26 protein-coding genes are annotated in these 25,364 nt (G+C 69.0%); 16 read left to right on the forward strand and 10 right to left on the reverse strand.

The features are described from left to right. The first annotated feature begins 5 nt into the window (after positions 1–5). Positions 6–1,400 carry a 3-deoxy-D-manno-octulosonic acid transferase gene (locus tag GFK26_RS15820; protein WP_153282778.1) on the forward strand — a complete coding sequence of 465 codons (1,395 nt, stop codon included), beginning with the start codon at positions 6–8 and terminating at the stop codon, positions 1,398–1,400. A 291-nt stretch (positions 1,401–1,691) separates the two neighbouring features. On the opposite strand, the gene GFK26_RS15825 is transcribed toward GFK26_RS15820, so the two are convergent. From GFK26_RS15825 to GFK26_RS15840, 4 genes are all read right to left on the reverse strand, one after another. After that, complete coding sequence (locus GFK26_RS15825; protein WP_153282779.1) at positions 1,692–3,221, reverse strand: TolC family outer membrane protein; 1,530 nt, start codon at positions 3,219–3,221, stop codon at positions 1,692–1,694. 24 nt (positions 3,222–3,245) lie between these two features. Continuing rightward, positions 3,246–3,599, reverse strand: a complete 354-nt coding sequence (locus GFK26_RS15830; RefSeq protein WP_070062458.1) for a rhodanese-like domain-containing protein — start codon at positions 3,597–3,599, stop codon at positions 3,246–3,248. 16 nt (positions 3,600–3,615) lie between these two features. Next, positions 3,616–4,293, reverse strand: coding sequence for a protein-L-isoaspartate O-methyltransferase family protein (locus GFK26_RS15835; RefSeq protein ID WP_153282780.1), 678 nt, complete (start codon positions 4,291–4,293; stop codon positions 3,616–3,618). 95 nt (positions 4,294–4,388) lie between these two features. After that, positions 4,389–5,069 carry a TetR/AcrR family transcriptional regulator gene (locus GFK26_RS15840; protein ID WP_153282781.1) on the reverse strand — a complete coding sequence of 227 codons (681 nt, stop codon included), beginning with the start codon at positions 5,067–5,069 and terminating at the stop codon, positions 4,389–4,391. 105 nt (positions 5,070–5,174) lie between these two features. Here GFK26_RS15840 and msrA point away from each other — a divergent pair, with 105 nt between their 5' ends. The 6 genes from msrA (at position 5,175) to GFK26_RS15870 (ending at position 11,158) form a co-directional block, all read left to right on the forward strand. Then, the gene (gene msrA, locus GFK26_RS15845) at positions 5,175–5,726 is read left to right on the forward strand and encodes a peptide-methionine (S)-S-oxide reductase MsrA (protein WP_153282782.1); all 552 of its coding nucleotides are present in this window, start codon (positions 5,175–5,177) and stop codon (positions 5,724–5,726) included. Positions 5,727–5,745: 19 nt separating this feature from the next. Then, complete coding sequence (locus tag GFK26_RS15850; RefSeq protein ID WP_228122031.1) at positions 5,746–6,141, forward strand: hypothetical protein; 396 nt, start codon at positions 5,746–5,748, stop codon at positions 6,139–6,141. Positions 6,142–6,225: 84 nt separating this feature from the next. Beyond that, a complete protein-coding gene (locus tag GFK26_RS15855; RefSeq protein WP_153282783.1) occupies positions 6,226–8,325 on the forward strand; it encodes a TonB-dependent receptor in 2,100 nt (699 codons plus the stop codon). A 163-nt stretch (positions 8,326–8,488) separates the two neighbouring features. Continuing rightward, positions 8,489–9,436 carry an AEC family transporter gene (locus GFK26_RS15860; protein ID WP_153282784.1) on the forward strand — a complete coding sequence of 316 codons (948 nt, stop codon included), beginning with the start codon at positions 8,489–8,491 and terminating at the stop codon, positions 9,434–9,436. A 133-nt stretch (positions 9,437–9,569) separates the two neighbouring features. Beyond that, positions 9,570–9,947, forward strand: a complete 378-nt coding sequence (locus GFK26_RS15865) for a hypothetical protein (RefSeq protein ID WP_153282785.1) — start codon at positions 9,570–9,572, stop codon at positions 9,945–9,947. Further along, entirely contained in the window at positions 9,947–11,158 is a 1,212-nt protein-coding gene (locus GFK26_RS15870) for an OmpA family protein (RefSeq protein ID WP_153282786.1), read from the forward strand. The genes GFK26_RS15865 and GFK26_RS15870 overlap by 1 nt, the downstream gene beginning before the upstream one ends. A 7-nt stretch (positions 11,159–11,165) precedes the next feature. On the opposite strand, the gene pdxH is transcribed toward GFK26_RS15870, so the two are convergent. Then, positions 11,166–11,819 carry a pyridoxamine 5'-phosphate oxidase gene (pdxH, locus tag GFK26_RS15875; RefSeq protein ID WP_153282787.1) on the reverse strand — a complete coding sequence of 218 codons (654 nt, stop codon included), beginning with the start codon at positions 11,817–11,819 and terminating at the stop codon, positions 11,166–11,168. A 29-nt stretch (positions 11,820–11,848) separates the two neighbouring features. On the opposite strand from pdxH, the gene GFK26_RS15880 reads away from it, so the two are divergent. Then, a complete protein-coding gene (locus tag GFK26_RS15880; protein ID WP_153282788.1) occupies positions 11,849–12,418 on the forward strand; it encodes a nucleotidyltransferase family protein in 570 nt (189 codons plus the stop codon). A 45-nt stretch (positions 12,419–12,463) separates the two neighbouring features. Here the strand turns inward: GFK26_RS15880 and GFK26_RS15885 are convergent, their stop codons facing one another. The 3 genes from GFK26_RS15885 to GFK26_RS15895 all read right to left on the reverse strand — a co-directional run bounded on the left by GFK26_RS15885 (position 12,464) and on the right by GFK26_RS15895 (position 16,012). Further along, positions 12,464–14,572: a hypothetical protein gene (locus tag GFK26_RS15885; RefSeq protein ID WP_153282789.1), complete on the reverse strand. Its 2,109-nt coding sequence runs from the start codon at positions 14,570–14,572 to the stop codon at positions 12,464–12,466. Positions 14,573–14,768: 196 nt separating this feature from the next. Further along, positions 14,769–15,308, reverse strand: a complete 540-nt coding sequence (locus tag GFK26_RS15890; RefSeq protein WP_153282790.1) for a superoxide dismutase family protein — start codon at positions 15,306–15,308, stop codon at positions 14,769–14,771. After that, the gene (locus GFK26_RS15895; protein ID WP_153282791.1) at positions 15,305–16,012 is read right to left on the reverse strand and encodes a gamma-glutamylcyclotransferase; all 708 of its coding nucleotides are present in this window, start codon (positions 16,010–16,012) and stop codon (positions 15,305–15,307) included. Before GFK26_RS15895 ends, GFK26_RS15890 begins: the two co-directional genes overlap by 4 nt. A 135-nt stretch (positions 16,013–16,147) precedes the next feature. Here GFK26_RS15895 and GFK26_RS15900 point away from each other — a divergent pair, with 135 nt between their 5' ends. Then, the gene (locus GFK26_RS15900; RefSeq protein WP_153282792.1) at positions 16,148–16,699 is read left to right on the forward strand and encodes an OmpA family protein; all 552 of its coding nucleotides are present in this window, start codon (positions 16,148–16,150) and stop codon (positions 16,697–16,699) included. Between the two features lie 52 nt (positions 16,700–16,751). On the opposite strand, the gene GFK26_RS15905 is transcribed toward GFK26_RS15900, so the two are convergent. After that, positions 16,752–17,780, reverse strand: coding sequence for a LacI family DNA-binding transcriptional regulator (locus GFK26_RS15905; RefSeq protein ID WP_153282793.1), 1,029 nt, complete (start codon positions 17,778–17,780; stop codon positions 16,752–16,754). A 228-nt stretch (positions 17,781–18,008) separates the two neighbouring features. Here GFK26_RS15905 and GFK26_RS15910 point away from each other — a divergent pair, with 228 nt between their 5' ends. From GFK26_RS15910 to GFK26_RS15940, 7 genes are all read left to right on the forward strand, one after another. Continuing rightward, entirely contained in the window at positions 18,009–18,536 is a 528-nt protein-coding gene (locus GFK26_RS15910) for a gluconokinase (protein WP_153282794.1), read from the forward strand. Then, positions 18,533–19,057 (forward strand): TRAP transporter small permease, encoded by a 525-nt coding sequence (locus GFK26_RS15915; RefSeq protein ID WP_153282795.1) that lies wholly within the window; start codon positions 18,533–18,535, stop codon positions 19,055–19,057. Before GFK26_RS15910 ends, GFK26_RS15915 begins: the two co-directional genes overlap by 4 nt. Before the next feature lie 10 nt (positions 19,058–19,067). Beyond that, positions 19,068–20,348, forward strand: a complete 1,281-nt coding sequence (locus GFK26_RS15920; RefSeq protein ID WP_153282796.1) for a TRAP transporter large permease — start codon at positions 19,068–19,070, stop codon at positions 20,346–20,348. 62 nt (positions 20,349–20,410) lie between these two features. Beyond that, complete coding sequence (locus GFK26_RS15925) at positions 20,411–21,418, forward strand: TRAP transporter substrate-binding protein (protein WP_153282797.1); 1,008 nt, start codon at positions 20,411–20,413, stop codon at positions 21,416–21,418. Between the two features lie 116 nt (positions 21,419–21,534). Next, complete coding sequence (gene edd / locus GFK26_RS15930) at positions 21,535–23,361, forward strand: phosphogluconate dehydratase (protein ID WP_153282798.1); 1,827 nt, start codon at positions 21,535–21,537, stop codon at positions 23,359–23,361. 47 nt (positions 23,362–23,408) lie between these two features. Continuing rightward, positions 23,409–24,044: a bifunctional 4-hydroxy-2-oxoglutarate aldolase/2-dehydro-3-deoxy-phosphogluconate aldolase gene (eda, locus tag GFK26_RS15935; RefSeq protein ID WP_101489458.1), complete on the forward strand. Its 636-nt coding sequence runs from the start codon at positions 23,409–23,411 to the stop codon at positions 24,042–24,044. Positions 24,045–24,046: 2 nt separating this feature from the next. Beyond that, positions 24,047–24,775 carry a haloacid dehalogenase type II gene (locus GFK26_RS15940; protein WP_153282799.1) on the forward strand — a complete coding sequence of 243 codons (729 nt, stop codon included), beginning with the start codon at positions 24,047–24,049 and terminating at the stop codon, positions 24,773–24,775. Positions 24,776–24,784: 9 nt separating this feature from the next. On the opposite strand, the gene GFK26_RS15945 is transcribed toward GFK26_RS15940, so the two are convergent. Beyond that, positions 24,785–25,348: a DUF1697 domain-containing protein gene (locus tag GFK26_RS15945; protein WP_153282800.1), complete on the reverse strand. Its 564-nt coding sequence runs from the start codon at positions 25,346–25,348 to the stop codon at positions 24,785–24,787. Positions 25,349–25,364 lie beyond the last annotated feature (16 nt).

Consider the following 25,364-nt stretch of genomic DNA (forward strand, 5'->3'; position numbering starts at 1 on the left):
AACCTGTGCGTTCCCTGCTGCTTCGCCTCTACGGCATTTTCACCACCGCCGTCCAACCGCTGGTCCGCCGCAAGCTGCGGCGCCGCGCCATCGCCGAGCCCGGCTATGCCGTGGCCGTCGAGGAGCGCTTCGGCCACTACGACGACGCCACCACCGGTTTTGCCCAGTGCTGGGTGCACGCCGTCTCGCTCGGCGAAACGCGCGCCGCCGCCATCCTGATCGCCGAGCTGCGGCGCCAGTACCCGGGTATTCCGATCCTGCTCACGCACGGCACCGCCACGGGCCGCGAAGAGGGCGCCAAGCTGCTCGAGCCCGGCGACACGCAGGTCTGGCAGCCGTGGGACACGCCGGGCGCCGTCGCGCGCTTTCTCGACCGCTTCCAGCCGCGCATCGGCGTGCTGATGGAAACCGAGGTCTGGCCCGAGATGGCCGCCGCCTGCGCCGAGCGCCGCATTCCGCTGGTGCTGGCCAATGCGCGGCTCAACGAGAAATCGCGCGCCGCGGCCGAACGGCTCAGCGGATTGGCGCGGCCGGCCTACTCGGCGCTCACCGCCGTCTGGGCGCAGACCGAGGCCGACGCGCACCGGCTGGTGTCGCTCGGCGCCAAGGTGGCCGGGATCTACGGCAACCTCAAGTTCGACGCCACGCCCGACGCACGGCAACTGGCCACGGCCGTCTCGCTGCGCGAGCACCTGCCGCGCCCGATGGTCGTGCTGGCCAGCTCGCGCGACGGCGAAGAACGCCTGCTGCTCGAGGTGCTCAAGCGCTTCGGCGCCACCTCGCCGGTGCCGCCCGAGCAGGGTGCGATCCGTTCGATTGCCAAGCGCGTGCACGACGTGCAATGGATGATCGTGCCGCGCCATCCGCAGCGTTTTGACGAAGTGGCGGCGCTCATCGAGGCCGAAGGCTTTGCCGTGGCGCGCCGCAGCGCGGCCGGTCAGCCGGCCGAGGCCGAAATCTGGCTCGGCGATTCGCTCGGCGAAATGGCGCTGTACTACGGCCTGGCCGACGTGGCCTTGCTCGGCGGCAGCTTCGAACCGCTGGGCGGACAGAACCTCATCGAGCCGGCGGCCTGCGGCTGCCCGGTGGTCATGGGCCCGTCGACCTTCAACTTCGCCGAGGCGGCGCAGCTGTCGCTCGCGGCGGGCGCGTCGCTGCGCGTCGAAGGCATGGAGCAGGCCGTGACGGCCGCGCTCAAGCTGGTCGAGAACCCGGAGCGTCGTGCGGCGATGGCGCAGGCGGCGCTGGCCTTCTCGTCGTCGAACCGCGGCGCGGCCGAGCGCACGGCGGCCGCGGTGCTGGCGATTGCGCAGGCGGCAGAGCCGGTGACGACGCCGGTGGCCGATGACGAGGGCGCGCCACCGCCCGAAGCGGCGCGGGCCGAGCCCACGCTCGACTGACTTGGTGTTGGCTCCTTCCCTCTGGGGAAGGCTGGGATGGGGGCAAGCGCCCAACGAGCGTTGTTGGGCCGAGGCCGTCGTGCCCCACCCCGCCCCTCCCCGGAAGGAGGGAGAAAGACAAACTCCCTCAGCGCATCGACGGATTCAGGGATTGAGCCCGTATCCGCTCCTTCCCCTTTCGGGGAAGGCTGGGATGGGGGCAAGCGCCCAACGAGCGTTGTGGTGGGGCGGAGGCCGTCGTGCCCCACCCCGACCCTCCCCAGCGGGGAGGGAGAAAGACCAAAAAACCTCTCAGCGCACCGGCGGATTCAGGATCACCGGCGGCGGCGGCGCCGACGGCATCGTGGGCGCGGGCGGGTTGAACGGCTGCACCGGCACCGGCGGCACCACCGGAATGGCCGGCGGCGTCACGGGCACCACGGGTGCGCCGGTCGTCGCGGCAGGCACCGCAGGCGTGCTGCCATTGCGCGCCAGCGTCGCGTTGATCGCGTTCATGTCGTCGGTCGTCAGCGTGCCGTTGGCCTGGCGCAGCTTCAGGTTGCCCAGCAGCACGTTGTAGCGCGCCTGCGCGAGGTCGCGCTTGGTCTGGAACAGCTGGCTCTGCGAATTGAGCACGTCGATGTTGATGCGCACGCCCACCTGGTAGCCCAGCTTGTTCGCGTCGAGCGCGCTCTGGCTGGAGGCTTCGGCGGCTTCGAGCGCCTTCACCTGGCCCGCACCCGACACCAGCCCGAGGTAGGCCGCGCGCGTGGCCTGCGCCACGCTGCGGCGCGTGCCGTCGAGCACGCTGCGCGACTGGTCTTCGAGCGCCAGCGTTTCCTTGATGCGGTTCTCGGTGGCAAAGCCCGCGAACAGCGGCAGGTTGAAGGTGACACCGACCGTGGCGGCGTTGACGCGCGTGCCCACGGTGCTGGTGCTCGTGCCGGTCGGGTTGCGCGTGACGTTGTAGCCCAGGTTGGCATCGAGCGTGGGCTTGTGGCCGGCCTGCGCCTTCTGCACCTCGAGCCCGGCCACGTCCAGGCCCAGGCGCGCCTGGCGGATCGCCGGATGCACCTCGTCGGCCTGCGCGACCCAGGCGTTGATGTCGGCGGGCTGCGCGGTCGGCAGCACGACCGGCGCGGCCAGCGGCACGGGCACGCTGCCCGGCCGGCCGACCAACTGGTCGAGCACCACCTTCTTGACCTGCAGGTCGTTCTCGGCCGCGATTTCCTGGGCAATCACGAGGTCGTAGCGGGCCTGGGCTTCGCGCGAGTCGGTGATGGTGGAGGTGCCGACCTCGAAGTTGCGCTTGGCCGACGCCAGCTGCTCGGCCACGGCGACCTTCTGCGCGCGCACCAACGCCAGGCTGTCCTGGCTCGCGAGCACGTCGAAGTACGCCTGGCTCACGCGCACGATCAGGTCCTGCTCGGCGGTGGTGAGCACCGCCAGCGCAATCTCCGTCTGGCGCTTGCCCTGCTCGTAGGTGGCCCAGTTGGCAGGGCGGTACAGCGGCTGCGTGGCGTTGATGCCGACGTTCTGCGTGGTGAAGTCACGCGGGGTGCTGGTGCCGCGGCCGGCGCCGGTCAGGGTGTCGATGTCCAGGTTGCTGCGGTTCACGCCGGCCGTGAGCCCGACGGCCGGCAGGATGCCGGCCTTGGCCTGCGCGGCGCGTGCCAGGTTGGCTTCGTACTGGGCCCGTGCGCCCTGGTAGGTGGCGTCGAAGCCGCGTGCGGAATCGTAGAGTTCGTTCAGTGTCTGGCCCTGGGCCGGCAGGGCGAGCAGGCCTGCAATGACGCTTGCGAGGGCTGCGGAAAGTGGCAGAAGCCGGGGCCTGGGAGGCATTGAACGTCCTTGGGAGCGAAAGAATCAGTAGCGCGGCACGCTCGGGTCGTGCTGCGCGGACCAGGCGTCGATGCCCCCCGCCACGTTGGCGAGCGAGTCAAAGCCGTTCTGGTGCAGAAATGCGGCCACGCGCTGGCTGCGGGCGCCGTGGTGGCACAGGCAGGCGATGCGGGGCGCCGGCTGTCCGTCGCCGGCGGCGAGTTCGGCCAGCCGGCCGGGGATCTCGTTCATCGGGATCGCGACCAGCGTGAAGCCCTGCGGCGCAACGCTCGCGGTCTGCAGCTCCCAGGGCTCGCGCACGTCGAGCAGCACGGGGGCGGCGTCGGCGTCCTGGGCGAACCAGGCGGCCAGGTCGGCGGGGCGGACTTGATCGATCATGGGCTGGGCCGCTCGATCAGAACGCGAAGCGCGAAGGCTCGGGGAAGTTCAGCAGGCGCGGCGCCACGGTGTCCCAGGGCTGGATCGTGTCCCACTTGCTTTCGCTGGTGCGGGTCACGAAGTGGGCGCGCATCATGGGCTCTTCGCCAACGATCGCCGACAGGCGACCGCCGACCTTGAGCGAACCGAGCAGGTTCTGCGGAATGCGTGCGACCGAGCCGCTGAGCACGATCACGTCGAAGCTCGGGCCGCTGGCCAGCGGCACGGCGCCGTCGGCGTGGCGCACTTCGACGTTGGTCACGCCGTTCTGGCGCAGCGTCTCGGCGGCACGGGCGGCCAGCACGGGGTTGATTTCGAGCGACAGCACCTGGGCGGCGCGGGCGCCGAGCAGGGCGGCCATGAAGCCGGAGCCGGTGCCGATCTCGAGCACCGATTCGTGCTTCTGGATGTGCAGGTCCTGCAGGGTGCGGGCTTCGACCTTGGGCGACAGCATGAATTCGCCGGGCACCGAGCCGTCGAGCAGCGGCAGTTCCATGTCGAAGAAGGACAGCGTGCGGTGTTCGTCGGGCACGTAGTCTTCGCGGTGAATCTCGGCCAGCAGCTCGAGGATGTCCGACTCCAGCACGTCCCAGGGACGGATCTGCTGTTCGATCATGTTGAAGCGCAAGCGCTCGAGGGTGGGCGTGGGGTTCATGGCGTGGCTTTCCTTGAAGGCTCTGGACGGGGACAAACCTTCAATTTTAGGTCGCACCGATGACGCCACCGCGCCAGTCGGCCATCCGGCGGCCGTCATGCGGGGCTCCCGGGGCGCACGCAGAGGCCGTTCAGCACGGTGTCGCACTGGGTGGCGATGAATTTTTCGGGGTCCAGCGGGCTCACGCCGTCGACGCAGACCATGGCCGAATGCTTCCAGAGCATGAGGAACACCATGGGCGCGACCACCGAGTAGATGGCGTGGTCGATGTCCATCTGCACGAACTCGCCGCGGTCGATGCCGCGCTGCAGGATGCGGCGCAGCAGGTCATGGCCGGGGCGCACCACCTGCTGGCGGTAGAACTCCGCCAGCTCGGGAAAATTGCCGCCTTCGCTCATCATCAGCTTGGTCAGGCCCGAGGCCTTGGTCAGGCCGACGCGCTCCCACCAGACGTTCATGCAGTAGCGCAGCATGTCGGCGGTGGTGCCCTCGAAGGCCTCGAATTCGGCGTTCCACTCCGTGAAACGGCCGCCGAGGTTTTCGACCACCACGGCCTTGAACAGCTCTTCCTTGCTCGGAAAGTACAGAAAGAGGGTGCCCTTGGACACGCCGGCCCGCACTGCCACTTCTTCCGAGCGGGTGGCGGCAAAGCCTTTTTCGACGAACAGGTCGAGCGCCGCCGCCAGCAGTTCGCCCGGGCGCGCCTCTTTGCGCCGCGCGCGCTTGGAAGAAGGCAGCGGACAGAACTTGTCGACGAGGGAACGGGGGGACGGCATGGTGTTAATGACTGACGGGTTAGTAATGTAGTGACCGGCATCCGGCCCGTCAAGCCGCGACAATACCGGTCCCCCGCTTTTTCCAACCCCACCCGGAGCCGCGCCATGTCTTCTTCACCGTCGCCCACCGAAACCATCGTGCTCGGCGGAGGCTGTTTCTGGTGCACCGAGGCGGTGTTCGACCGGGTTCAAGGCGTGCTCGACGTCGAGTCGGGCTACTGCAACGGCCAGACGGTGAACCCGACCTACGAGCAGATCTGCACCGGCCGCACCGGCCATGCCGAGGTCGTGAAGCTCGAATTCGACCCGGCGCAGATCAGCCTGCGCGAGCTGCTCGAGATCTTCTTCGTGGTGCACGACCCCACCACGCTCAACCGCCAGGGCAACGACGTCGGCACGCAGTACCGCAGCGGCATCTACACCTCGAGCGACGCGCAGAAAGAAGTGGCCGAGGCGGTGATCCGCGAGATCGAGGCCAGCAAGACCTACGGCGCACCCGTGGTGACCGAAGTGGCGCCGCTGGCCAACTACTCGACGGCCGAGGCTTACCACCAGGACTACTTCCTGAACCACCCGAACCAGGGCTATTGCGCGTTCGTGGTCGGCCCGAAGGTCGAGAAGTTCCAGAAGACCTTCGCATCGCGCGTCAAGGCCTGAGTCTCTTTCTTCACGCCCCGTGTCCGCCGTCCTCCGCCAGACCCCGACCCGCATGACGCGCACCACGCGCGCGCTCGTCGTCGCGCTGGCGTTCGCGCTCTGGTTCGCGGGCACGATGGGGCTGATGCACCGGTCGCTGCACGTGCCGGGCCTTCCGGCTGCCGCAGCGGCGGCGACGGCACAGGCCGAGCACCGGCACGGCACCGGCCACACGCTGGCCAGCCTGTTCGGCGTGCACGACGACGCCGACTGCCGCCTGTACGACCAGCTCGCGCATGGCGCGGGCGCGCCCGGCGTGCCGCTGGTGGTGCTGCCGATGCTGCTGCCGGCGGCCACGTTTGCTTATCTGCAGGGCGAAGCCATCGCCCGCTGGGTCGCGCTCTTCGACGCGCGCGGCCCGCCTTCCACTCGCTGAATCCCCTGTGTTCCGGTTGCTGCACCTGCCTTCGGCGGGTGAGGGCGGCCGGTCGTTCCCCGATTCAACGAGTGTTCTTTTTTCATGACCCCCCACTTCCGTCGCAACGCCATCGGCGCTGCCGTTCTTTCGCTCGCCTCGGTGGCGAGCCTGGCCCAGACCGCCGACACCACTGCCGCCCCTGCTGCCGCTGACCCCTCCAGCCTGCGCGAGGTCACCGTCACCGGCAACCCGCTGGGCGCGAGCGACCTGATTGCGCCGACCACCTCGCTGTCGGGCGACCGGCTGCTGCTGCGCTCCGAATCGACACTCGGCGAAACGCTGAACAACCTGCCCGGCGTGAGCAGCAGCTACTTCGGCCCCAACGCCAGCCGCCCCAGCATCCGCGGGCAGGACGGCGACCGCATCCGCATCCTGCAGAACGGCGGCGGCGCGCCCGACGCTTCGGCGCTGAGCTACGACCACGCCGTGCCCGTCGATGCGCTGGTGACCGAGCGCATCGAGGTGCTGCGCGGCCCGTCGGCGCTGCAGTACGGCGGCAGCGCCGTGGGCGGCGTGGTCAACGTGATCGACAACCGCATCCCGACCGAGCCCATCAACGGCTTCGGCGGCCGTGCCGAGCTGGGCTTTGCCAGCGGCAACAAGGAAAAGAGCGGCGGTGTGCTGCTCGAAGGCGGCAACGACCGCTTCGCCCTGCACGTCGACACCTTCAACCGCGATTCGAAAGACGTGTCGGTGCCGATCGACCTCGAATGCAGCAAGCCCGGGCGCCTGTCGCTCGCGCGCCGCATCTGCAACTCGCAGAACCAGGCAAACGGCGGCGCGGTCGGCGGCACGCTGTTCTTCAGCCAGGGCTGGATCGGCGCCTCGGCCAGCACCTACCGCAGCAACTACGGCACCGTGGCCGAGGACGAGGTGACCATCGGCATGAAGTCCGACCGCTACGCGCTGGAAGGCGAATGGCGCCCGGGCGGCTTCATCCGCAGCATCCACGCCAAGGTGAGCCGCACCGACTACCGCCACACCGAGTTCGAAGGCGCCGAAGCTGGCACCACCTTCTCGAACCTGAGCAACGACCTGCGCATCGAGGCGCGGCACGAAAAGATCGGCAACCTCGAAGGCCTGGTCGGCTTCAGCCGCGAGACCAACCGCTTCGCCGCCGACGGCGCGGAGGCCTTTGCGCCGCACAGCCGCACGCGCTCCAACGCGCTGTTCCTGCACGAAGAGCTCGGCACCTCGTGGGGCCGCCTGAGCTTCGGCGCGCGCACCGAGAAGGTCACGGTGCGCTCGTTGGGCTACCCCGATGACCTGTCGGTGACGCGCTTCGCCGTCGGCGAGCGCACCTTCAACCCGCACAGCGCGGCGTTCGGTGCGCTGGTCAACCTCACGCCGCAGTGGCAGCTGACCTCGAACCTGGCCTACACCGAGCGCGCACCGAAGGACTACGAACTGCTCGCCAACGGCCCGCACGTGGCGACCGCAGCCTGGGAGGTCGGCGACCCGAACCTGGGCAAGGAAAAGTCCACCGGCTTCGACCTGGGCGCGCAGTGGAAGTCGGGCCCGAACACGGCCCGCGTGAACGCGTATGTCACGCGCTTTCGCAACTACATCGGCCTGACCGCATCGGGCCGCACGCTCGATGAAGAAGGCCAGGTCGTCACCGACCCCGAGGCCGTCGACACGCTGGCCGAGTACCGCTACGGCGGCATGCGCGCACGCTTCACCGGCATCGAGGCCAACGGCAACCTGCGGCTGCTGGGCGCCGACGGCTTCGCGCGCATGGCCGACGCGGGCACGCTCGACCTCGAATGGCGCGGCGACATCGTGCGCGCCAAGAACCTCGACACCGGCGAGCCGCTGCCGCGCATCGCACCGCTGCGCCTGGGCGCCACGCTGGCCTACGGCAACGGGCCGTGGACCGGGCGCGTCGGCTTCGACTACAACGCCGCGCAGCGCCGGGTGCCCGACGTGGGCGCGCGCGAGACGGACGCGTACACGCTGTGGAACGCGTCCATCAGCTACCGCATGAAGGTGCAGCGCGCCAACCTCACCTGGTACGCGCGCATGGACAACATCGGGAACAAGCTGGCGTACACGCCGACGTCGATCCTGACGACGACGGTGTTCCCGAAGGCGCCGCTGCCGGGGCGCTCGCTGAAGGTGGGGTTGCGCGTCACGTTCTGATCGCGGTGTTTCTCCCTCCCCCGCTGGGGGAGGGCAGGGGTGGGGGCAGGCGGCCTGTGATGAGGCAATGGCTTTCGCAAGCGCCGCGTGCCCCCATCCCAACCTTCCCCCAGAGGGGGAAGGAGCAAGGCAATCGCAGAAATCGCTCGGCTATCCTCGCCGGGTGAATTCCTTCGTCATCTCCTCGCTCTTTCCCGTCGTCCTTCTCATCGCTGCCGGCTACCTCGCCGGACGGCGCCGATGGATCGGTGGCAATGCGGTGAAAGACCTGTCGAACCTCATCTTTTTGCTGCTCGCGCCCGCGCTGCTGTTCCGTGCCATGAGCACGGTGCACGTGCAGGAGTTGAGCCTCAAGCCCGTGGCTGCGTATTTCATCGCCTCGGGCCTGCTGTTCGCGGGCACGCTCGCGTGGCGCGGCTTCAACCGCACGGGCGCGGTGCTCGCGCTGGCCAACACCTACAGCAACACCGTGATGATCGGCATCGCGCTGATCGGCCTGGCCTACGGCGAGGCCGGCATGGTGGTGCTGCTCACGCTGATCTCGCTGCATTCGCTCGTGCTCATGACCAGCGCCACCGTGGTGCTCGAGCTGGCCGTCGCGCGCGAACATGCGGTGAGCGGGGCGGAGCGCCGCTCCATGGCGCGCACCGTGCTGCGTGCGCTGCGCAACGCCATCATTCATCCGGTGCCGTTGCCGATCATTGCGGGCCTGCTGTTCGCGCAGACGGGGCTCGTGATGCCCGAGGTGATCGACAAGCCGATCCAGCTGCTCGGCCAGGCCTTCGGGCCGGTCGCGCTGGTGATGGTGGGCATCACGCTCGCGCTCACGCCCATCGGGCGCCACTGGCGCGGCGCGCTGGTGCAGGCGCTGGTGAAGAACCTCGTGCACCCGCTGCTGGTGGCCCTCATCGGCTGGCTGCTGGGCGTGCGCGGCATTCCGCTCACCGTGATGGTGGTGGCCGCAGCCTTGCCGATCGGCGCCAACGTGTTCCTGTTCTCGCAGCGCTACCGCAGCGCCGAAGACCTGGTCACGGCCAGCGTCGCTGTGTCGACTGTGTTGGCACTTGGCACGCTCACGCTCGTGATGGTCTGGGTGCAGTGGTTGCCCTGACGGCCCCCATTTCCCAAGCGCTTTTCGCGAACTTTTGCCCGACTGGGCGACAGCGGTAGCCCTATGCCGTTTGGCAGGGCTGGCCGTTTGGTGGGCTGGCGGGCGGCGTTCGCGCCCCTACATTTGCCGGCTGATGACGATCTACCCGGCGCGCGTTTCGCCCCTTGCCCTTGCAGTGACGGCGGTGGTCGCGACGGTGATCGCGCTGCACGGCGCGCGCGCCCATGCGGCGGGCGAGGCCAAGCCGTGTCGCACGCCGTGTCTGGCGGTTCCCAAACCGGCTGAGGCACCGCAGGCCAAGGAAGCGGAGCCCAAGCCAGCCGTCGTGCGGCCCGCGCCGAAGCCGCGACCGCAGATCACCGCCACCGCTGCCCCGGCGCCCGAGGCGCATCGCGAGCCCGCCGAGCGACGCCCCGTGCCATCGAAACGCTGCAGCGAAATCAACATGCGCGCCGCCGTCGGCGAGCCGCTGTCGGACCAGGACATGACCATTTTGAGGAGCCAGTGCTGATGACCACGAAGACGAACACCACCGTCCCCCGAATCTTGTGGCGCGTGCTGGTGCTGTGTACCGCCGCGCTGCTGGCCACTGCCTGCGCGCACCGCCTCGCGCCCAGCAGCGCCATGCCCTTCGACCAGGCCGTCACGCAGGCGGTCGACGACCTCATGGTGCAGACCCAGAAACTGCCGGCCTTCCTGGCCAAGGTGGAGTCGACGCTGTCGCAGCGCCGCATCGTGATCGACCCGCTGCTCGAAGGCGCCAGCGGCCAGCAGACCGAGGTGACGCGCGTGGCCGAGCAGCGCATCGTGCAGCGCATGCAGGCGCAGTTCAAGCAGTTCACCGTGACGCCGTTCAACGCCAACGAGATCGGCAACGCGCAGTACGTGCTCAACGGCACGCTGGTGCGCGACAAGGACGCCTCGGGCGCGCCTTACCGGCTGAACCTCGCGATGACCGAGATCAAGAGCGGCATGGTGATCGCGCAGTCGGTGACGCGCATCAGCGATGCGTCGCTCGACACGCGGCCCACCGCCTTCTTCCGCGACAGCCCAGTCAATGGCAAGGACCGCGGCGTGGAGGGCTACATCCGCACTGCCGAGACGCCGGCCGGGCAGGCCGCCGATGCGCTCTACCTGGAGCGCCTGCCGACCGCCACCGTGCTGCAGGAAGCCACCGTCGCCTACGAGGCCGGCCGCATGAGCGAGGCCCTGAGCCGCTACGAGGCCGCGTCGAAACGCGCCGACGGACAGCAGCTGCGCATCTACAGCGGCCTGTACCTCACGCAGTCGCAGCTGGGCCGCACGGCCGATGCCGAGCGCACCTTCGGCACGCTGGCGCGGCTGGGGCTCGAGAGCAACAACCTGAGCGTCAAGTTCCTGTTCAAGCCGGGCTCGACCGACTTCCTGGCCGACCCGAAGATCAGCGCGGCCTACCCGATGTGGCTGCGCCAGATCGCGCGGCAGGCGGCGCAGATCGACTCGTGCGTGGTGGTCACGGGCCACACGAGCCGCACGGGCTCGGAGGCGGTCAACGAGCGGCTGTCGCTGCAGCGCGCGACCAGCGTCAAGGCGCGGCTGGTGGGCGAGGCGCCGCCGCTGTCGAAGAAGCTGCGCGAAGCCGGCATGGGCTTTCGCGAGAACATCGTCGGCACGGGCGCCGACGATGCGAGCGACGCGCTGGACCGGCGCGTCGAGTTCAAGGTCGCGACTTGCGAGGCTTGAGGCGCGCTCAGGGAGCCAGGCGTTCGCGCATCCAGTCCGCACCTTCGAGCCGGTAGCGCAGCCGGTCGTGCAGCCGGCTCTTGCGGCCCTGCCAGAACTCCCAGCGGTCGGGCACCAGCCGGAAGCCGCCCCAGTGCGGCGGACGCGGCGGCGAGAGCAGGTGCCTGGCGGCGTACACGGCGGCGTTCTTCACCAGCACGTCGCGCCCGCTGATCACTTCGCTCTGCGGGCTGGCCCAGGCGCCGATGCGTGAATCGAGCGGGCGGCTGGCGTAGTAGGTGTCGCTCTCCTCGGCGCTGACCCTTTCGACGCGACCCTCGATTCGCACCACGCGCTCCAGCTCGACCCAGTGGAACTGCAGCGAGGCATACGGGTTGCCCGACAGCTCGCGGCCCTTGCGGCTGTCGTAATTGGTGTACCAGACGATGCCGCGCGCGTCGTAGCCCTTGATGAGCACGATGCGGCTGGACGGCCGCAGGTCGCTGCCCACGGTGCACAGCGTCATCGCGTTGGGCTCGGGAATCTGCGCGCCGATGGCCTCGGTGAGCCAGCGCTCGAACTGCTGGAGCGGGTCGGCGGCGCTGCGGGTCTCGTCGAGCTCGGCGCGCTCGTAGCTCTTGCGCAGCGCGGCCAGCGCGTCTTTGGAAAGCGGAGAAGTCATGCCGGGATTGTTGCGCACATACTCGGCCCATGACGACGACAGAGGCGAACTCCCCGACCGTGATCGTGCTGGCCTCGGGCCGCGGCGAGCGCTTCATCGCAGCCGGCGGCACGGGCTCGAAGCTGAAGGCACTGCTCGCGGGCAAGCCGGTGCTCGAGCGCACGCTCGATGCGGTGCGCGCCAGCGGCCTGCCGTGGCGGTTGGAAGACGCGGGTCACCCCGGCATGGGCGACTCGATTGCCGCCGCCGTGCGCGCCACGCCCCATGCGGCGGGCTGGCTGATCCTGCCGGGCGACTTGCCGCTGGTGCAGCCCGCCACGCTGCGCGCAGTGGCCGCCGCGCTCGGTGGGCGCGTGAATGCCGTGCAGCCGCAGTACCGGGGCGAGCGCGGGCACCCGGTGGGTTTTGCGGCAGGCTGCTGGGCGCAGCTGGCGGCGCTGGAGGGGAATCTTGGCGCATCGCCCGTGCTGCGGGCGATGCGCGCGATCGATTCGGTCGTCGATCTGGCGGTGGACGATGCCGGCGTCGTGACCGACATCGACACGCCCGAGGCGCTGGCGCGGGCCGAGGTGCTCTGGCAGGCGCGCGCGGGCGCCTGATCGTCATGTCTTCCTGGAACGCTCAGGTCCCGCCGTGACAGGACGCTAGATCACCAATTGCAGCTCGGCCTGCCCCACCAGTTTCTTGAACCGGCTCCGGTCCTTGGTGCGAACCGCGCCGACCGCGTAGTAGTCGCCCAGGCTCTGTAACTCATACAGGGCGTAACCGTGCGGGGCGAGATGCTTGCGCGCTGCGTCCAGGCCCTCGGTGATGTCATCGCCGTTGTCCAGCGGTTCCCATTGGAAGCCGTCCCAGGCATTGCCTGGGACGGGGAGGTCCAGCGACCTGACCGCGTCGCCGTCTTTCCAGTCGAAGGTTGTGAAGAGGGGCGAACCGCTGGTTACCGCGTAAACGAACCCCTCCTTGGGGTTGTCCACGCCCCACAGCAAGATGTTGAGGGCGTCGGGAGCGGCTTCGGGCGCCATCGCCGCGCGCAGCTGGTCGAGCAGCGTCTGCAGCGCCGCCTGGCTCGCTGCCCTGTCCCCAAGCCAGACGCATCCGATCAGGTCCACCAGCCAGCCCCGGCCTGTGGCTGCTTCGTCGCAGATCGCCTGCAGGGAGGTATCTGCGACTGACTTTTTGCGCCGCGCATTGTGGCTGCGGCCTTCCCGGCGTGCTTCGTGGAACTCGGCCCGGGTCATGCCGGTGCGTTCGAGAACCTGCCCGTCGAAATCGACCCACTGAACCTGCGCATCCGGGCCGTCCTCGTTCAGGGTCAGCAGGCGATCGCCTTCGACGATCGGGTTGCCTGTGTCCGTCCAGAAGTGCATGGCGGTGCTCACCGGTCGGCCGTCGGTGTCGTAGAGCATGAGCTGCATGGGCGCAAAGTCGAGGCCGATGAAACGGTTGCGCCCGTAGACCTTGGGCGGCGCGTCGCGGTTGCCGCGCGCGATGTGCCCGTGCTTGCACGGGATCAGTTCCCGGCCATCGAGGGCGACCACGCCTTCGCGTCCCTTCGAATCCGCCACCACGGCCCAGCGTTTGCGCGTGTCGAAGTTTCTGACGGCCTCGTAGCGGTGAGGCACGAGGATGCGCGCGTCGTCGGCGCTCGCAACGGCCGAGCGCTCTTGTGCATCGTTCAGACGTAGCAAGCCGTCGTCGCCCTGGTAAGCCGAGGTCACGCCGGTGTGCAGGATTTCCCCGGTGCTGATGCGCACCAACTGTCCGCCCGGCGCCGGTTCGCCGGGAAATTCGGCCCACAGCAAGTCTTCAGCGACGACGTCTGCGTAGCCCAGGCTGCCGACGGGATAGCGCCAGACGCCGTTGCGGTCCATCAGTCCGCTGGCGACGGAAGGAAGCGCACTTTTCTTTTTCGTCTCGGCCGTGTCGTCGCGCAGGGCAATCACCCATGGGCCGCTCGCGCGCCCCCGATAGACGGAGGTCGCTCCCGCTTCGAAAGGGAGCAGCCAGCGGCCGTAGGGCGTGACCAAACCAACCGGTGGACGGCGCTTCGCTTCGGCGCGCTTGTTCTTGCTGCCGTTCGCGTCACTGGGTGGGTGCACCACATAGGCGGCCAGGTCCGGTCGCCAGTCGTCCACCGTCAGGGCCTGAAGAAAGGGCGCGCGTTCGTCTTCCGTCTCGTACGCGACCGCCCACAGCCGGGCAATCACCTGGTCGGACCACCAGCCCCACTGTCGGCGCCAATCCGACACCAGTGGGCGAAGCACCTCGGGCAACTCGGCTTCAGCGGTGCAGGGCGCGGGTGCTCCCTCGGGCTGCAAGGCAGCCACCAGCGCGGCACTGTCGGCCTGCAGTTGGTCCAGGTGCGTGCCGAATGCCTCTGCGTTGCTGCTGTCCCAGGCGAGGTCGATCGTGTCGAGCACGAGCCACGGATGGGGACTGCCGTCCAGCGCGGCCTGGATGCGGTCCATCTCGGTGTGCGCTTCCATGGGCAACAGGGCCGCCGTGAAGGCACGAAACCGTTGCCAACGGGCTCGCGCGTCCTTCATGGGCGCGGCCAGCAGCACCTGTGCATCGTCGCAGTTGCCGATGGCGGAGGAGGCCCGTTGGCCCTCGCCCACCAGCAGCAAGAAAAGGGCCGGGACCGCATCGAACCATTCGGCGAGCCCGGCCACATCACCGGCTTCTTCGTCGAGGGGGCGCGCGTGATCGGGGAATTCGTGGAGAGAAAAGAGGACGCTGGCGTTTGGCATCGCGATGACTGTAGACGGTACCGGCGGGGCCATGCCGGTGGTCGGCCTGCCCCCTCAGGCCAGCTTCATGTCCTTGCGAACGCCCGGGCCTGGAGAGCTGGGCGGACGACCCGCAAGCAATGCGGACCCGATGCTTGCGGGCGGTCCCCGACTGTCTCCGAGCTTTTCATTTGCACAGGAGACGTTGAACAGGTTCTCAGCCCTTGGGGATCACGGCGCAGAGCACGCGCGGGCCCGAGTTGCCGGCGGGTTGCGTCGTGAAGTCGTCGCGGTCGCGGTGCACCACCAGGGCGCGGCCGCGCACGTTGTTGGCGGCGCCGTCGGTCAGCGAGATCGCGTGGTTGTCGACGCTGAAACGCGCCACGCCGCGGGCATCGGCCACGAGGCTGGGCAGCTCGCCGGCATGGCTGCCGGGAGCGGAGAACTTGCCGTGCGTGCCGCCGGCCGGGTTGAAGTGGCCGCCCGAGGCGTTGCCGTTGTCGCCGCAGTCGCCCTTTTCGTGGATGTGGAAGCCGTGCTCGCTGCCCGGCGCCAGGCCGCGCACTTCGCCGGACACGCGCACGCCGTGGTCGAGGGCGGCGAGCGTCACCGAGCCGCGCGCGGGGTTGGGCGTGACGGCGGCGGTCGGCGTCAGCTCGACCGTGGTGCTCGGCTTGCCGCCCATGCTGCCGCAGGCGGCGAGCACGGCGGTGGCGAGGAGGGCGGTGCCGGTGGCGAGAAGACGGCGATGGGTCATGGTTTTTCCTTGTCGAACGAAACGGAAGATGAGGAGGATGAATTGTCGGAAGACCCCGGAACGTATACCGGAGCCGGCGGCGCGCCGCAATCAGCCGGTGCCTCGAAAGGGGCATCTTGCGGCGTTTCGGCCATGGCCAGCGCCACCAGCCGGGCCAGTGCCGCGTCGTGGATCGCGTGGCGTTGCAACTCGAGCAAGGTCTGGCGCGCGTAGTCGAGCGAGCTGCCGTAGCGGCCCACGGCATTCGCGAAGATGTGGCGGTAGCGCTCGTCGCTGAGCTCGCCCGTGAAGTTGGGGCTGCGCCGCGAGAGCGTGAAGGCCAGCGCGCGCACCGGCCCTTCGGCCGTGCCGCATTGCAGCCACTTGGGGTCGTACACGCCGGTCGGCATCTCGCGCAGCCAGAGGCGCTTGAGCGTCTCCAGGCCTTCGGCCTTCGGCACGCGGAACACCACGCCCCGGCAGCTGCCGCCCGAGAGCAGGCCGAACACCAGCCCCGGCGTCTGCACGCTGCCGCGGTTGACCCGGCTCCACATCTTGAGCGCGCGGTGCCAGCCGTGCACCGAGGCCGCGCGACGTTCCGCAAAACCGAACTCGGGCCGCCAGATCAGCGAGCCGTAGCCGAACAGCCAGAGATCGTCGCGGCCGCCCCAGTCGGCGATCGCGCGTTCCAGCATCGGCTGCGGGTCGCGCAGCGGACGGGGCATCGGGTCGAGCCCCGGCGGACCGGGGTCCGGCGCGCCGGCTGACACGGGGGTGTCGGGGGCGGCGCCTACAATTTCGTGATCATGGTTCACCGCACCATTATTTACCGACCCCTTTCCTACGGAGATCGCGCTTCCATGAACAACGACGACAGCCAGCAGAATTTCGCCCTCGGCTTTTTGGTGGCATTGATCGCGCTCGTGATCATGTTCGTGATCGGCGTCGCCTTCTGGCACAAGGGCCTGGGTGCCGCGACCGTGCAGGCGAAGCCTGCCGTGGCGGCCTCTGCGGCGGCCGCGCCGGGCGGCGCGGTGCAGGTGACCGAAGTCACCGAGACCGTCACCGTGGTGATCCCCGACGGCGCCAGCATCCGCGTGGCGGGCGACGTGGTGAACTTCTACTTCGCGACCGGCAGCGCCGACCTCGCACCGGGTGCCGCCGAGGCGCTGGCCGTGGTCATCAAGGGCGTCGAGGGCGGCCGCAAGGCGGTGGTCTCGGGCTTCCACGATGCCACCGGTGACGCCGCCATCAACGAGGAGCTCGCCAAGAAGCGTGCCCAGATGGTGCGCGAGGTGCTCGCGGGCCTGGGCGTGCCGGCGGAGAAGATCGACCTGCAGAAGCCCGCCGTCACCGCCGGCTCGGGCAACAACGCCGAGGCGCGCCGCGTCGAAGTGAAGCTGGTGGACTGAGCGCCCCTGCGCATCCAGCAAAGCCCGGCTTGCCCGGGCTTTTTCATGCGCCTCAGGTGCTGCCGCGCACGATCAGTTCGTAGTCCAACTCGATGCAGCCGGGCTGCGCGAGCGTGCCGCGCATCAGGCCCAGCAGCATCTCGGCGCCGGCCCGGCCGACCTCGCTGCGCGGTGTGCGCATGGTGGTCAGCGGCGGCACCATCTGGTCGCTGCCGGCCAGGTCGTTGAAGCCGGCGATGGCGATGCGTCCGGGCACCGGCACCTGCAGCCGGTTGGCCGCCAGCAGCCCGCCCTGCGCGATGTCGTCGTTGCAGAAGAAGATGGCATCGACGTCCGGCATGCGCTGCAGCATCTCCTCGAAGAGGCGCGCGCCCAGCGCGATCGACGAGCGCTCGGGGCTGAGCATTTCCAGCCGCGCGTCGTACAGGCCCGCCTCGCGCAGGCAGCGGCGGTAGCCCTCGGCGCGCTGCAGCACGCGCGGATCGAGCTGCGCGCCGCAGAAGGCGATGCTGCGGTGCCCGCGTTCCAGCAGATGGCGCGTGACGGCGGCGCCCGCGTCCACCTGCGAAAAGCCCACGCAGGCCACGCCCGGCGCGGTGCTGGTTTCCATCAGGTGCACGCAGGGCACGCCGCTGTGCGCGATGAGCTGGCGTGCCGCCTCGCTGCGGTCGAAACCGGTCACCAGCAGGCCCGCGGGGCGGTGGGGGAGGTAGGTGCGCAGCAGCAGTTCCTCTTCGGCGCTGTCGTAGTGCGTCACGCCGATGAAGGGCTGGTAGCCGACGGGAAAGAGTGTGCGGTGCACGGCTTCCAGCAGGTCGACGAACAAGGTGTTGGACAGCATCGGCACCAGCACCAGCACCTGGCTGCTGCGCTGCGACGCCAGGGCGCGGGCGGCGGGGTCGGGCACGTAGCCCAGGCGCTCGGCCGCCTCACGCACGCGCAGGGTCAGCACCGGGTCGACGCCGCGCTCGCCGCGCAGGGCGCGTGAGACGGTGATCGGGCTGACGGACGCGGCGCGCGCCACGTCGTCGAGGGTGATGCGGCCACTGGAGCGGCGGGTGCGGCGGGGCGCGTCGGTCAAGGGTAAATCCGGAGAAAGGTGAATCTCATTGTTCTATAGGATAGCGCTATCCATCAAAGGGTTAACAAGTAGTTTGCGACTGCAAATGAGGTGCAGGGCAGCCGTTTCCCCTCTGAGCGACAATGGAAGAGAACCCCGATTGCCCTGGCCCGAGCCTCCGCCCGGGCCTTTTTTTGATTTCCAATGGACAGCGCTATCTCAAAATTTCAACCGCAGGCCCTCGTGGTCATGGGCGTGTCCGGATGCGGCAAGTCGAGCGTCGGGGCGGCCTGTGCCGAGGCGCTGGGCTGGACGCTGCACGAGGGCGATGCGTACCACGCGCCCGAAAGCGTCGCCAAGATGCGCGCGGGCACGCCGCTCACCGACGACGACCGCGCCGGCTGGCTCGACCGGCTGGCCGACCTGCTGGCGTCCCCGCCTGAAGGCGCTGGCCGGGTGCTGACCTGCTCCGCGCTGCGCAAGCGCTACCGCGACCGGCTGCGCCAGGCGGTGCCGCGCCTGGGCTTCGTGTTCCTGTCGCTGGACTACAAAGAGGCGCTGGCGCGCGTGCAGTCGCGCGCGGGCCATTTCTTCTCGCCGGCGCTGGTCGCGAACCAGTTCGCCACGCTCGAATCGCCGGTGGGCGAGCCGGGTGTGCTGGTGCTCGACGCCACGCAGCCCATGGCCGACCTGGTGGCCGCCGTCGTCGCCTGGGCCGCCGCACCTGCTTCCGCTTCAACCACAGGGCGCGACACGCCGCCCGGAGACATCGCATGAGCCACTCTCCCCAATCTCCCTCGACACCGCCGGTGCGGCGCAAGCCGGCGCTCCAGCGCCTGGCCGAACTCTTCATGGTCGTGGCGCTGGCCGGCATGGTCGTCGCGGTCTTCGTGAACGTCGTGCTGCGCTACGTGTTCGCCACCAGCATCGTGTCGTACGAGGAAATCTCGCGCCTGCTGTTCGTCTGGCTGGTGGCCGTGGGCACCATCGTCGCGGCCTTCGAGGGCAAGCACCTGGGCTTCGACATGCTGACCTCGCGCCTGAAGGGCGGCCCGCGCAAGGGCCTGTTCTGGGTGAGCCAGTTGCTGGTGGCCGGGTGCATGGTGCTGCTGCTGAAGGGCGCGTGGGCGCAGGTGGTGGCCGGCATGGAAAGCTTCAGCACGGTGCTGGGCTATCCGCTGGCGCTTGGCGCCGCGGCCACGCTGGTGCTGGCCGTGGGCCTGCTGGTGGCGCTGGTGTTCGACCTCGTGCGCGGCGAGCCGCCGGCGAACGCGGGCGCCGCGGGCGACATCGAGTGAGGACGGCCCCATGATCGTCACCGCTCTCTTCCTGATCGTGCTCATCGGCGGCATGGTGATCGGCATGCCGATCGCCCATGCGCTGGTGCTGACCGGTGTCGCGCTCATGTGGCACCTGGACTTCTTCGATGCGCAGCTGCTCGCGCAGAACCTGCAGGCCGGCTTCGACAACTTCCCGCTGCTGGCCGTGCCCTTCTTCATCCTGGCCGGCGAGCTGATGAACGCGGGCGGCCTGTCGCGCCGCATCATCGACCTGGCCCGCGCATTCGTCGGGCACATTCCCGGCGGCCTGGGCTTCGTGGCCATCGGCGCCGCCGTGCTGCTGGCGTCGATGAGCGGCTCGGCCATTGCCGACACCGCCGCGCTCGCCACCATCCTGCTGCCCATGATGCGCGAGCAGAAGTACCCGCCGGGCTACAGCGCGGGCCTGCTCGCGTCGGGCGGCATCATCGCGCCGATCATTCCGCCGTCGATGCCCTTCGTGATCTACGGCGTGACCACCAACACGTCGATCAGCAAGCTGTTCCTGGCCGGCGTGTTCCCCGGCCTGATGATGGGCGCGTTCCTGATCGGCGCCTGGTGGTGGATCGCCCGCAAGCACAAGCTGCCCGCCATGGCGCGCGTGGCATGGGGTGCGCGCATGAAGGCGCTGCTGCACAGCTTCTGGGCCATGATGATGCCGGTCATCATCCTGGGCGGCCTCAAGGGCGGCATCTTCACGCCCACCGAAGCCGCCGTGGTGGCCGCGGTGTATGCGCTGATCGTCTCGATGTTCGTGTACCGCGAGCTGACCTGGGCCGGCCTGTACGAGGTCTTCCTCGCCGCGGGCAAGACCACCGCCGTGGTGATGTTCCTGTGCGGCGCCGCCACCGTGACCGCCTACATGATCACGCTGGCCGACCTGCCCAACCTGCTGGCCGACAGCTTCGCCGGCGTGATGGGCGACCCGATCGTCTTCATGGCGCTGATGATGGTGTTCCTGCTGGTGGTCGGCACGGCCATGGACCTGACGCCCACCATCCTGATCTTCGGCCCCGTGTGCGCGCCGCTGGCCATGAAGGCTGGCATCGACCCGGTGTACTTCGGCTTCATGTTCATCTACGTGGGCTGCATCGGCCTGATCACGCCGCCCGTGGGCACCGTGCAGAACGTGGTGGCCGGCGTCGGCAGGCTGCGCATGGAAACCGTGATCAAGGGCACCACGCCGTTCCTGCTCATGTACGTGCTGCTGGCCGTGCTGTTCGTGCTGTTTCCTTCGCTCATCACGGCACCGCTGGCCTGGATGCACTGACCGCATTCCTTTTTCGTTTTTCTTTTTCTTCCCGTTCCTCTTTCGATACTCAGGAGACTTCCATGCGCATCCGTTTCGCTCTCGCCGGCCTCGTGGCCGCTCTCGCCACCGCCGGCGCCGTCCAGGCGCAGGACTTCAAGCCGCGCATCGTGCGCTTCGGCTACGGCCTGGTCGACAACTCCAACCAGGGCCGTGCCGTGCGCCTGTTCGCGCAGGAGGTCGAGAAGGCTTCCGGCGGCAAGATGAAGGTCCGCGGCATCGGCAACGCCTCGCTCGGTTCCGACACGCAGATGCAGCAGGCGCTGATCGGCGGCGCGCAGGAAATGATGGTCGGCTCCACCGCCACGCTCGTGGGCATCGTTCCCGAAATGGCCGTGTGGGACACGCCCTTCCTCTTCAGCAACGTGAAGGAAGCCGACGCCGTGCTCGACGGTCCCGTGGGCGAGAAGGTCAAGGCCAAGCTGGAGCCCAAGGGCATGGTCGGCCTGGTTTACTGGGAGAACGGCTTTCGCAACCTCACCAACAGCAAGCGCCCCGTCAACAAGCTCGAAGACATGGGCGACATCAAGCTGCGCGTGATGCAGAACAACGTGTTCCTCGACAGCTTCAAGGCGCTGGGTGCCAACGCCGTGCCGCTGCCGTTCTCGGAGCTGTTCACGGCCCTCGAAACGCGCGCCGTGGACGGCCAGGAGAACCCGTTCAACACCGTGGTGTCGAGCAAGTTCTACGAAGTGCAGAAATACCTGACGGTGACCAACCACGTCTACAGCCCCTGGATCGTCACGGTCAGCAAGAAGTGGTGGGACACGCTGAGCCCGGCCGAGAAGAAGGTGCTGCAGGACGCCGCCGTGAAGAGCCGCGAGTTCGAGCGCAAGGACACCCGCGAGGAAGCCACCAAGGCGCTGGCCGAACTGCGCACCAAGGGCATGCAGGTGAACGAACTGCCCGCCACCGAGGCCAACCGCATGCGCGAGAAGCTCACCAGCGTCAACAGCGGCATCGCCAAGTCCGTGGGCCAGGAGACCTGGGACGCGGTCAACGGCGCCGTGGCGCAAGTGCGCGGCAAGTAAGCAGGCCTTTTCCCTCGAACGAAGGCGGTTTCGCACCGCCTTCGTCACTTTCGTGCCGGGTGTGGGGTTTACCATGAAGGCCCCAGCCAGCCGGCGCATTCACAGCCCCAGCAAGCATGCCACTCCACGACACCGTCCAAGCCGTCACCCGACGCATCCGCGAACGCAGTGCCCCCACCCGCACCGCGTACCTCGAGCAGATCGACGCCTACAGGCACCGTGACCGCGGCGCCGACCGCATGGGCTGTGCCAACGTGGCGCATGCCGTGGCCGGCATTCCGGCCAACGACAAGTTCAAGGTGGTGGCCGAGCGCGCGCCCAACATCGGCATCGTCACCGCCTACAACGACATGCTCTCGGCCCACGCGCCGTACCAGGGCTACCCGGACATCATCAAGCATGAGGCCCGCCGCCACGGCGCCACCGCACAGGTGGCCGGCGGCGTGCCCGCCATGTGCGACGGCGTCACGCAGGGCACGCCCGGCATGGAGCTGAGCCTGTTCAGCCGCGACCTCATCGCCATGAGCACCGCGGTGGCGCTCACGCACGACATGTTCGACGGCGCCCTGATGCTCGGCGTGTGCGACAAGATCGTGCCAGGCCTGCTCATCGGCGCACTGCACTTCGGCCACCTGCCCACCGTCTTCGTGCCCGCCGGGCCGATGCCCTCGGGCCTGTCGAACACCGCGAAGTCGAAGGTGCGCGAGCAGGCGGCGCAGGGCCTCGTGGGCCGCCAGGGCCTGCTCGATGCCGAAATGGCCGCGTACCACACGGTCGGCACCTGCACCTTCTATGGCACCGCCAACAGCAACCAGATGCTGCTCGAAGCGATGGGCCTGCATGTGCCCGGCACGGCCTTCATCCAGCCCGGCGACGCCATGCGCGAAACGCTCACGCGCGAAGCCGTGCGCTCGGTGCTCGGCAAGGCGAGCGACACCCCTTTCAACTGCCCACCGATCGGCGAGATGGTCGACGAGCGCTGCATCGTCAACGCCATGGTCGCGCTGCTTGCCACGGGCGGCTCCACCAACCACCTGATCCACTGGGTGGCCGTGGCGCGCGCCGCGGGCATCCTCATCGACTGGGACGACTTCTCCCAGCTGTCCGACGTGGTGCCGCTGCTCACGCGGGTGTACCCCAACGGCAGCGCCGACGTGAACGAGTTCCAAGCCTGCGGCGGCCCGGGCTTCGTGATCGGCGAACTGGTCGAGGCCGGCCTCATGCACGCCGACGTGCTCACGGTGCGTGCCGGCGGCATCCGCGAATTCGCGAACATCCCGTCGCTGGCCGGCGAGAACACGCTGCAGTGGACGCCGGCCGCGCCACTGCAGAAAGAAGCCGTCACGCGCCCGGTATCGAGTCCCTTCAGCGCCACCGGCGGCCTCAAGCTGCTCGGCGGCAACCTGGGGCGCAGCGTGATCAAGGTGTCCTCGGTGCCCGACGACCGCCATGTCATCGAAGCGCCGGCGCGCGTGTTCGATTCGCAGGCTGCATTGCACAAAGCCTTCACGGCCGGCGAGCTGGAGCGCGACGTGGTCTGCGTGGTCCGCTGGCAGGGCCCGCAGGCCAACGGCATGCCCGAGCTGCACAAGCTCACGCCGCCGCTGTCGGTGCTGCAGGGCAAGGGCTTCCGCGTGGCGTTGGTCACCGACGGCCGCATGAGCGGCGCCTCGGGCAAGATTCCGGCGGCCATCCACGTGTCGCCCGAAGCCGCTGCCGGTGGGCCGCTCGCCAAGGTGCGCGACGGCGACGTGATCCGGCTCGACGCGGTAGCGGGTACGCTAGCCGTGTTGCTGCCCGACGATGAATGGGCCGCACGCGAGATCGCCGTGCAACCCGAAGCGCAGCGCTTCGCCGACGGACGCGGCCTGGGCCGCGAACTGTTCGCCGGCATGCGCCGCAATGCCTTGGCTGCCGAAGAGGGCGCCTGCACCTGGCTGTGAACACCAGCATCGCCTGCAGGCGATGCGCAACGCAATGGAGCTATGACATGACAGACAGACTCACTTCCCTCGACGTGATGCGCGACGCGCCGGTCATTCCGGTCATCGTGCTCACCGACGTGAAGCACGCCGTGCCGCTGGCACGCGCGCTGGTGGCCGGCGGCATCCGCATGCTCGAAGTCACGCTGCGCACGCCGCAGGCGCTGCAATGCATCGAGGCCATCGCCAAGGAAGTGCCCGAAGCCGTCGCCGGCGCCGGCACCATCCGCAGCGCGGCCGATGCGCAGGCTTCGGCGCTGGCCGGCGCGAAGTTCGGCGTGAGCCCGGGCTACACACGTTCGGTCGGCAAGGCCTGCCACGACCTCGGCCTGCCGCTGCTGCCCGGCGTGGCCACCGGCAGCGAGATCATGACGGCGCAGGAAGACGGCTACACCCAGCTCAAGTTCTTCCCCGCGCTGCAGGCCGGCGGCCTGCCGATGCTCAAGGCCTGGCAGGGCCCGTTCGGCGACGTCACCTTCTGCCCCACGGGCGGCATCCATGCGGGCAACGCGGCCGAGTTCCTCGCGCTGTCGAACGTGGCCTGCGTGGGCGGTTCGTGGATCGTGCCGACCGACGCCATCCGCGACGGCGACTGGGCCCGCATCGAGCAACTGGCACGCGCCGCGAGCCAGCTGCCGCGCTGAGCATGCAGCCCGATTTCGACGCGAGCGACCTCAAGGTCATCGCGTTCGACGTGTTCGGCACGGTGGTCGACTGGCACAGCGGCATTGCGGCCGAAGTCGAGCGCGTGCTGCCCGGCGTGGACGGCGCGGCCTTTGCGCTCGCCTGGCGCGCCGGCTACCAGCCCGCCATGAAGGCCGTGATGGAACGCATCGCGGCCGGCGAGGGCGGCTTCACGCTGCTCGACGAACTGCACCTGAGCATGCTCGAACAAGTGCTGCACGACTTCAGCCTGGCCGACCAGCTCGACACCGCCGCCAAGCGCGACCTGAGCCGTGCGTGGCACCGCCTGCCGGCCTGGCCCGATGCGGTCGAGGGCCTCACGCGGCTGAAGAAGAAGTTCACCATCTGCACGCTTTCCAACGGCAACATCGGCCTGCTCACCGAGATGGCCAAGCGCGCCGGCCTGCCCTGGGACTGCGTGCTGTCGGCCGAAGTGTTCAAGGCCTACAAGCCCGACCCGCGCACCTACCTCGGCGTGGCGGGCGTGTTCGACGCGACGCCCGGGCAGGTGATGCTCGCCGCGGCGCACCACGACGACCTGGCGGCGGCGCGCGTGTGCGGCCTGAAGACGGCGTACATCGAGCGGCCCCACGAGTTCGGCCTCAACCAGCCGAAGGATGTGTCGCCGCAGCCGGACAACAGCCTGCATGTGCGCGACATCGTCGCACTGGCCGATCGGCTGGGCTGCTGATCGATCAGGTCAGTCGGTGATGAGTTTTTCCACCGTGCGCAGGTTGCGCGTGGTGGTGCTCGACTTGTAGCGGGTCTTCGCCAGCAGCTTGGCCACCGGCGTTTCCAGGCTTTCGCCGCGCGGGCACTGCCAGTACAGCACGCCATCGCCGCGCACCAGCTGCTCGACTTCGGCATCGACCAGGCCGGCCTTCTTCGTGATCTCGTCGAGCATCGCGGCATCGGAGCCGAACACGATGTACGGATGGTGCGTGTCGTCGATGCGTTCGAAGGGATAGCTCGCGGCCATGTCGGCCACCTGCTGCTGCGTGCGCAGCACGATCCACGCCTCGTAGCCGAAGCACTGGCACAGCGCGGTCTCGATGCGCGTGCGCAGCGCGGCGGCATCGGGAGCGTCGGTGTCGAACAACACGTTGCCGCTGGCGAGCACGGTGCGCACCGCGTCGAAGCCGAGTTCGTCGGCGAACAGCGCCTTCAGGTCGGCGCTCTTGATCGTGACGCCGTTGACGTTCACGCCGCGCAGCAGCGCGACGTAGCGCGTCAGCGGCGCCTGCTTCTTCTTCGGGCTTGCCATGACGGTACGTGTCGCC

Source organism: Variovorax paradoxus (assembly GCF_009498455.1).
Lineage (GTDB): Bacteria > Pseudomonadota > Gammaproteobacteria > Burkholderiales > Burkholderiaceae_C > Variovorax > Variovorax paradoxus_H.

What these genes read in the sequence shown, in the direction of transcription:
- GFK26_RS15825 (WP_153282779.1), bottom strand. Translation starts at nt 3,221, where the DNA reads ATGCCTCCCAGGCCCCGGCTTCTGCCACTTTCCGCAGCCCTCGCAAGC.
- GFK26_RS15830 (WP_070062458.1), bottom strand. Translation starts at nt 3,599, where the DNA reads ATGATCGATCAAGTCCGCCCCGCCGACCTGGCCGCCTGGTTCGCCCAG.
- GFK26_RS15835 (WP_153282780.1), bottom strand. Translation starts at nt 4,293, where the DNA reads ATGAACCCCACGCCCACCCTCGAGCGCTTGCGCTTCAACATGATCGAA.
- GFK26_RS15840 (WP_153282781.1), bottom strand. Translation starts at nt 5,069, where the DNA reads ATGCCGTCCCCCCGTTCCCTCGTCGACAAGTTCTGTCCGCTGCCTTCT.
- msrA (WP_153282782.1), top strand. Translation starts at nt 5,175, where the DNA reads ATGTCTTCTTCACCGTCGCCCACCGAAACCATCGTGCTCGGCGGAGGC.
- GFK26_RS15855 (WP_153282783.1), top strand. Translation starts at nt 6,226, where the DNA reads ATGACCCCCCACTTCCGTCGCAACGCCATCGGCGCTGCCGTTCTTTCG.
- GFK26_RS15865 (WP_153282785.1), top strand. Translation starts at nt 9,570, where the DNA reads ATGACGATCTACCCGGCGCGCGTTTCGCCCCTTGCCCTTGCAGTGACG.
- GFK26_RS15870 (WP_153282786.1), top strand. Translation starts at nt 9,947, where the DNA reads ATGACCACGAAGACGAACACCACCGTCCCCCGAATCTTGTGGCGCGTG.
- pdxH (WP_153282787.1), bottom strand. Translation starts at nt 11,819, where the DNA reads ATGACTTCTCCGCTTTCCAAAGACGCGCTGGCCGCGCTGCGCAAGAGC.
- GFK26_RS15880 (WP_153282788.1), top strand. Translation starts at nt 11,849, where the DNA reads ATGACGACGACAGAGGCGAACTCCCCGACCGTGATCGTGCTGGCCTCG.
- GFK26_RS15885 (WP_153282789.1), bottom strand. Translation starts at nt 14,572, where the DNA reads ATGCCAAACGCCAGCGTCCTCTTTTCTCTCCACGAATTCCCCGATCAC.
- GFK26_RS15890 (WP_153282790.1), bottom strand. Translation starts at nt 15,308, where the DNA reads ATGACCCATCGCCGTCTTCTCGCCACCGGCACCGCCCTCCTCGCCACC.
- GFK26_RS15895 (WP_153282791.1), bottom strand. Translation starts at nt 16,012, where the DNA reads ATGCCCCGTCCGCTGCGCGACCCGCAGCCGATGCTGGAACGCGCGATC.
- GFK26_RS15900 (WP_153282792.1), top strand. Translation starts at nt 16,148, where the DNA reads ATGAACAACGACGACAGCCAGCAGAATTTCGCCCTCGGCTTTTTGGTG.
- GFK26_RS15910 (WP_153282794.1), top strand. Translation starts at nt 18,009, where the DNA reads ATGGGCGTGTCCGGATGCGGCAAGTCGAGCGTCGGGGCGGCCTGTGCC.
- GFK26_RS15915 (WP_153282795.1), top strand. Translation starts at nt 18,533, where the DNA reads ATGAGCCACTCTCCCCAATCTCCCTCGACACCGCCGGTGCGGCGCAAG.
- GFK26_RS15920 (WP_153282796.1), top strand. Translation starts at nt 19,068, where the DNA reads ATGATCGTCACCGCTCTCTTCCTGATCGTGCTCATCGGCGGCATGGTG.
- GFK26_RS15925 (WP_153282797.1), top strand. Translation starts at nt 20,411, where the DNA reads ATGCGCATCCGTTTCGCTCTCGCCGGCCTCGTGGCCGCTCTCGCCACC.
- edd (WP_153282798.1), top strand. Translation starts at nt 21,535, where the DNA reads ATGCCACTCCACGACACCGTCCAAGCCGTCACCCGACGCATCCGCGAA.
- eda (WP_101489458.1), top strand. Translation starts at nt 23,409, where the DNA reads ATGACAGACAGACTCACTTCCCTCGACGTGATGCGCGACGCGCCGGTC.
- GFK26_RS15940 (WP_153282799.1), top strand. Translation starts at nt 24,047, where the DNA reads ATGCAGCCCGATTTCGACGCGAGCGACCTCAAGGTCATCGCGTTCGAC.
- GFK26_RS15945 (WP_153282800.1), bottom strand. Translation starts at nt 25,348, where the DNA reads ATGGCAAGCCCGAAGAAGAAGCAGGCGCCGCTGACGCGCTACGTCGCG.